Here is a 4,583-nt window from a genome sequence, read left to right as displayed (position 1 = left end):
GCGAATTCCATTCGGGGCTCATCATCCCGCACTATGATGCCGCTCCCGCCCACGCCGAGACGATGGAGCCGGGAATGATCTTCACGATCGAGCCGATGCTCAACCTCGGCACCATCGACTGGGACGTCTGGGACGATTCCTGGACCGTGGTGACGAAGGATCGCAGGCGTTCCGCCCAGTTCGAGCACACGCTGGCGGTGACCGAGTCCGGCGCCGAGATCCTGACCCTGCCCGACGCCCACACCGCGATCGCCGCGGGACCCGCACACGAGGAGAGATGAGATGAGCACAGAGGCCTCCCCCCGCTTTGCGATCGGCATCGACATCGGCGGGACCGGGATCAAGGCGGCCCTCGTCGACACAGTGACCGGCAAGCTGCCGTTCAAGCGGCTGCGCGAGCTCACCCCGAAGCCGAGCACCCCGGATGCCGTGGCGGCCACGATCACCACGCTGCTCCATGCGCTCAGTGAGCGTGCCGTGGAGCTCGAACTCGTCGCCGACCGTGCCGCTCTCGATTCCCTGCCGGTCGGCTGCGGATTCCCCGGCGTCATCCGCGAAGGACGCGTCGAATACACGGCGAACCTCGACCAGAGTTGGATCGGTTCGCCCATCGCCGAGATCATCGCGGAGAGCACGGGCCGTACCGTGTACTTCCTCAACGACGCCGATGCCGCCGGCCTGGCCGAGATGATCTTCGGCGCCGGACGCAAGCATCGGAAGAAGACGGTGCTGCTGACGACTCTGGGCACGGGGATCGGAACTGCACTGTTCACTCAGGGCCGGATGGTGCCCTACACCGAACTCGGTCATATCGAGATGAACGGGGCCGACGCCGAAACGCAGGCCGCGGAATCGGTCCGGACCCGGCTGGGACTTTCCTATCCGGAATGGGCGGCCCGGCTGCAGCAGTACTATTCGCAGATCGAACTGCTGGTTGCTCCGGACGTCATCATCGTCGGCGGCGGAGTCTCGAAGTCCCATGACCAGTATCTGCCGCTCATCAAGACGCGAGCGAAGCTCAAGCCGGCGAAGCTGTACAACAACGCCGGAATCGTCGGGGCTGCGATGGTCGCGGCCCAAGACGGGAAGGCGAAGATCCGTCGCAGAATGTCGTGATTGGGGCGCCGCAGCTGACCATGAGGGTGAGGACAGGTCACCGATAAGCCGGGTTCTGTCGACGAGTCGGTCGCCCTTCTCGCCTGACGGTCATCTATCTGGGACCGATGTTGCCACCGGCCTCAAGCAATCCACCCGACGACTCGGCGAGCAGCCTCGAACGTCGTCTGTCTGATCTTGCTCCGGATGGGGTTTACCCAGCGGCGACGGTCACCCGCCGCCCTGGTGGTCTCTTACACCACCGTTTCACCCTTACCCAGTCGGAACTGGGCGGTCTGCTTTCTGTTGCACTGGCCCGCGGGTCGCCCCGGGTGGGTGTTACCCACCATCCCTGCTCTGTGGAGCCCGGACGTTCCTCAGCCCTCGTGAAGAGAGCCGCGACCGTCTGGTGACCTGTCCTCAAGCATCCCAGTGTAGTCGCTCGGCGAGGCCCCCAGGCACACGGCACCGACAAGCAGCGGAGGCCGGACATCGAACGTGATCAACCTCATCCGCACCCGGTCTCAGCCGCGACAGTGCGTGATCATACGATGGGGTGGTGAAGATCCTGCTGCCGCCCTCCGAGGGCAAGACCCCGTCGTCATCCGGCCCCACGCTCGACCTCGACAGTCTCTCGGCTCCGGAGCTCACCACGAAGCGCAAACGTGTGCTCGCTGCGCTGAAGAAGGTGTCGAAGCGTCGAGATGCCCTCGAGAAACTCGGCGTCGGCGCGTCGCTGACCGCGGACGTCGAACGCAACACGATTCTCGACGAGATCCCCTGTGCTCCCGCACTGCTCACCTATTCCGGAGTGCTCTATGAAGCGATGGGTGCTGGCGAACTGGTGGCGCAGTCGAACGATGACGATAAGCTGCGGCACCGCCTCCACGACGTCCACGTCTTCTCCGCCCTGTTCGGCCGAGTGCACGGACTCGACGCGATCCCCGCTTACCGACTGGCGATGAAGACCGATCTGGGAACCCTGGGAAAGCTGACATCCTATTGGAAGCCGATTCTGGCGAAGTCCTGTTCCCTCGATCCCGCCGAGGTGGCCCTCGACTGCCGTTCGAGCGATTACCGTACCGTGTGGCCGGGTCCCGCCGATCAGGTCGTCACCATGGGTGCTGTGTCCGTCAGTGGTGGGAAGCGTCGCGTCGTCTCCCACTGGGCGAAGTTCTACCGCGGCGAGTTCGCCGGTCGACTGCTCTCCGACGATCGATCCCTGCCGGAGACCATTGATGACCTTGTGTCTCGGGCTGCGGAACTCTATGAGGTCGAATTCACTGCATCGACGAAATCAAAGCCGGCGAATCTCATGATCGTCCTCCGCGACTGAGACGCGTGGCAACGACGATCCCGTCCTTCAGGGGTGTCGAGATCGGTCGAGACAGGATCAGCTGCGACGCAGCAGCACCGCTTCGCACTCTTCGCATTCATAGGTTTCGTTGACGTCGGCGCCGAGCATCTCATGCCAGACAGCACCGCCGATCTCCTGACCGCACGCCTGACAGTTGGGTCCATTCAGCAGTGCGGCTCCGGGACCGCCTTGCCGGACATTGTCATCGAACGCTGACAGCAGCTGCTGCGGCATTTCGCTCCTCGCGCCCGACGCCGCGGATTCGTTCTCGGCGATGAGTTCCCGCAGTTCGGCTTTCCTGTCCTTCACCGCGGTCTGCACCTCTTTGCCGGAGGCCGTGACCTCGGCGATCCGGTCATCGACTGCCGCGAGTTCGTCTTCAGCGGCTTCGAGCTTCTCCATCTCCTCCAGCTGCGATTCTTCGAGCTCGGCGACCCGAGCTTCGTGACCAGCGATCTCCTCTTGCAGATTCACCATGTCTCTGCTGGTCAGACCGGTGCCGTCGTTGAGCTCGGCGGTCTTCTTCTCGACCTTCGATCGCTGTGCCTCGATGAGACGGGTGGCTTCGGCGATGGCCTCCTGGTGGCCGTCGACGACCGCAGCGGCCTCGGTCCGCTTCTCGCCGAGCTCCTTGTGACGAGAGATGAGCTCCTGGAGTTCCTCAGCCCGTCTCGGATTGTCGTGTTCGAACTGCAGGGCGCGCCCGTGGGCGGTGAGCTCGATGAGGGTCTGCAGCGCAGTTCTCTGGCTGTCGGTGATGAGCATCGTCGGTCTCCTTGTCAGTACCGTTCGACCCAGGGGTCGGTGTTGACCGCCGAGTGCTGCAGCGAGACAGCGAACCCCCGCCGGGCGAATTCGGTTTCGAGCGCCTCGGCCGCCGCATTCAGCCAGACTGTCTCAGACGCCCAGTGGGAGACGTCGATGAGCGAGAGTCCACGCTCGCGACGATTCGCCGTGTCAAGAGCCTCGGTGGCCGGATGATGGCGGAGGTCTGCGGTCACGTAGACGTCGGCGCCGCTGGCCCGGACCTCGTCGAACAGAGAGTCGCCGGCGCCGCCGCAGACCGCGACACGGGTCGCTGTCGCAGCCGGGTCGCCGGCGATGCGCACACCTGTCGTGGTGCGCGGCAGCTGCGTCGCCAGTCGCCTGGCGAGGTCGCGAACCGGTGTGGGCCGGTCGAGATCGCCGACGCGTCCGATTCCTGTCGCCGGCGAGCCGCGTTCCGAATCGTCAGCGCCGGAGTGTGCGGCCAAGGGCCGCGCATCCTCGATGCCCAGAAGCGAGATGAGCACATCTGAGACTCCGCCACGAGCCGAATCGGCGTTCGTGTGCGCATTGAACAGAGCAATGTCGTTGCTGATGAGAGTGTGGACGGCCCCGCCCTTGAGCGTTGCGGCGTTGACCGACTTCACGGGTTTGAGCATGAGCGGGTGATGGTTGAACACGAGGTCCGCACCGAGGACGACAGCCTCGGCGATCACGGCGTCCATCGGATCAAGAGCCAGCAGGATCGACCGGACCTCGGAGTCCGGGTCGCCGACAGCCAGTCCTACGGAGTCCCAGGGCTCGGCCAGAGCCGGCGGCCACAGCGAGTCGAAGACCTCAACGCAGTCACTCACCTTCGGATGTCTCATGCCCCCCACACTATTACATCGGGGTCGGTGATCATGGCCCGGAATCCGGCAATTGGGAACACCCCGAGGATGACGAAGAGATCGGCGGACGATTTTCCGGGAACGTGATTCAGATCATATATTTGGGCCATGACAACTACAGGCACCTCCTCCGAATCACCCGTCATCAGAAACTCGTCCACGGTCTCGGACCTCATCCGACGCAGCGCTGGTCGTGTCCCCACCGACACCGCCATCGAGTTCGGCGACCGGACCTGGACCTATGCTGAGCTCGACGCCGCCGTGACCGCGGTGGCTCGCGAACTCGTCCGTCTCGGTGCGACGAAGGGCGACCGGGTCGCCGCCTATGGGAAGAACTCCGATCTCTTCGTCCTCCTCTATCTCGGCTGCGCCCGTGCCGGGTTCATCCATGTGCCGGTCAACTATCAGCTCAAGAACGACGAGCTCGACTACATCCTCAGCAACTCCGGTGCCGAGATCGTCTTCGCCGACGCCGA

6 protein-coding genes and 1 other RNA gene are annotated in these 4,583 nt (G+C 64.2%); 4 read left to right on the top strand and 3 right to left on the bottom strand.

Features of this window, described 5'->3' with window-relative positions; translation table 11 throughout:
• Together AD89_RS18860 and ppgK are read left to right on the top strand one after the other, a co-directional pair.
• On the top strand, nt 1–281 hold a 281-nt coding region (locus tag AD89_RS18860), incomplete at its 5' end, for a M24 family metallopeptidase (RefSeq protein WP_035321103.1).
• Nucleotide 282: 1 nt separating this feature from the next.
• On the top strand, nt 283–1,116 hold the full coding sequence (ppgK, locus tag AD89_RS0115270; protein WP_025780324.1) for a polyphosphate--glucose phosphotransferase: 834 nt from the start codon (nt 283–285) through the stop codon (nt 1,114–1,116).
• 28 nt (nt 1,117–1,144) lie between these two features.
• On the opposite strand, the gene rnpB is transcribed toward ppgK, so the two are convergent.
• Nucleotides 1,145–1,513: RNase P RNA component class A (gene rnpB / locus AD89_RS19435), an RNA gene on the bottom strand.
• Between the two features lie 141 nt (nt 1,514–1,654).
• Between rnpB and AD89_RS0115265 the strand changes: the two genes are divergently transcribed.
• The gene (locus tag AD89_RS0115265) at nt 1,655–2,431 is read left to right on the top strand and encodes a YaaA family protein (protein ID WP_025780322.1); all 777 of its coding nucleotides are present in this window, start codon (nt 1,655–1,657) and stop codon (nt 2,429–2,431) included.
• A gap of 57 nt (nt 2,432–2,488) precedes the next feature.
• Here AD89_RS0115265 and AD89_RS0115260 read toward each other — a convergent pair whose 3' ends face one another.
• Both AD89_RS0115260 and AD89_RS0115255 read right to left on the bottom strand, forming a co-directional pair.
• Nucleotides 2,489–3,217: a zinc ribbon domain-containing protein gene (locus tag AD89_RS0115260; RefSeq protein ID WP_025780320.1), complete on the bottom strand. Its 729-nt coding sequence runs from the start codon at nt 3,215–3,217 to the stop codon at nt 2,489–2,491.
• 14 nt (nt 3,218–3,231) lie between these two features.
• Nucleotides 3,232–4,086 (bottom strand): Nif3-like dinuclear metal center hexameric protein, encoded by an 855-nt coding sequence (locus tag AD89_RS0115255; protein WP_025780318.1) that lies wholly within the window; start codon nt 4,084–4,086, stop codon nt 3,232–3,234.
• Between the two features lie 129 nt (nt 4,087–4,215).
• Here AD89_RS0115255 and AD89_RS18855 point away from each other — a divergent pair.
• A partial coding sequence (locus AD89_RS18855; RefSeq protein ID WP_035321100.1) for an AMP-binding protein occupies nt 4,216–4,583 on the top strand: 368 nt, incomplete at its 3' end.

Source organism: Brevibacterium sp. VCM10 (genome assembly GCF_000583215.1).
In the GTDB taxonomy this organism is placed as follows: domain Bacteria; phylum Actinomycetota; class Actinomycetes; order Actinomycetales; family Brevibacteriaceae; genus Brevibacterium; species Brevibacterium linens.
Note: the sequence above shows the minus strand (reverse complement) of the source record. Positions and strands in the feature narration are given on the sequence as shown.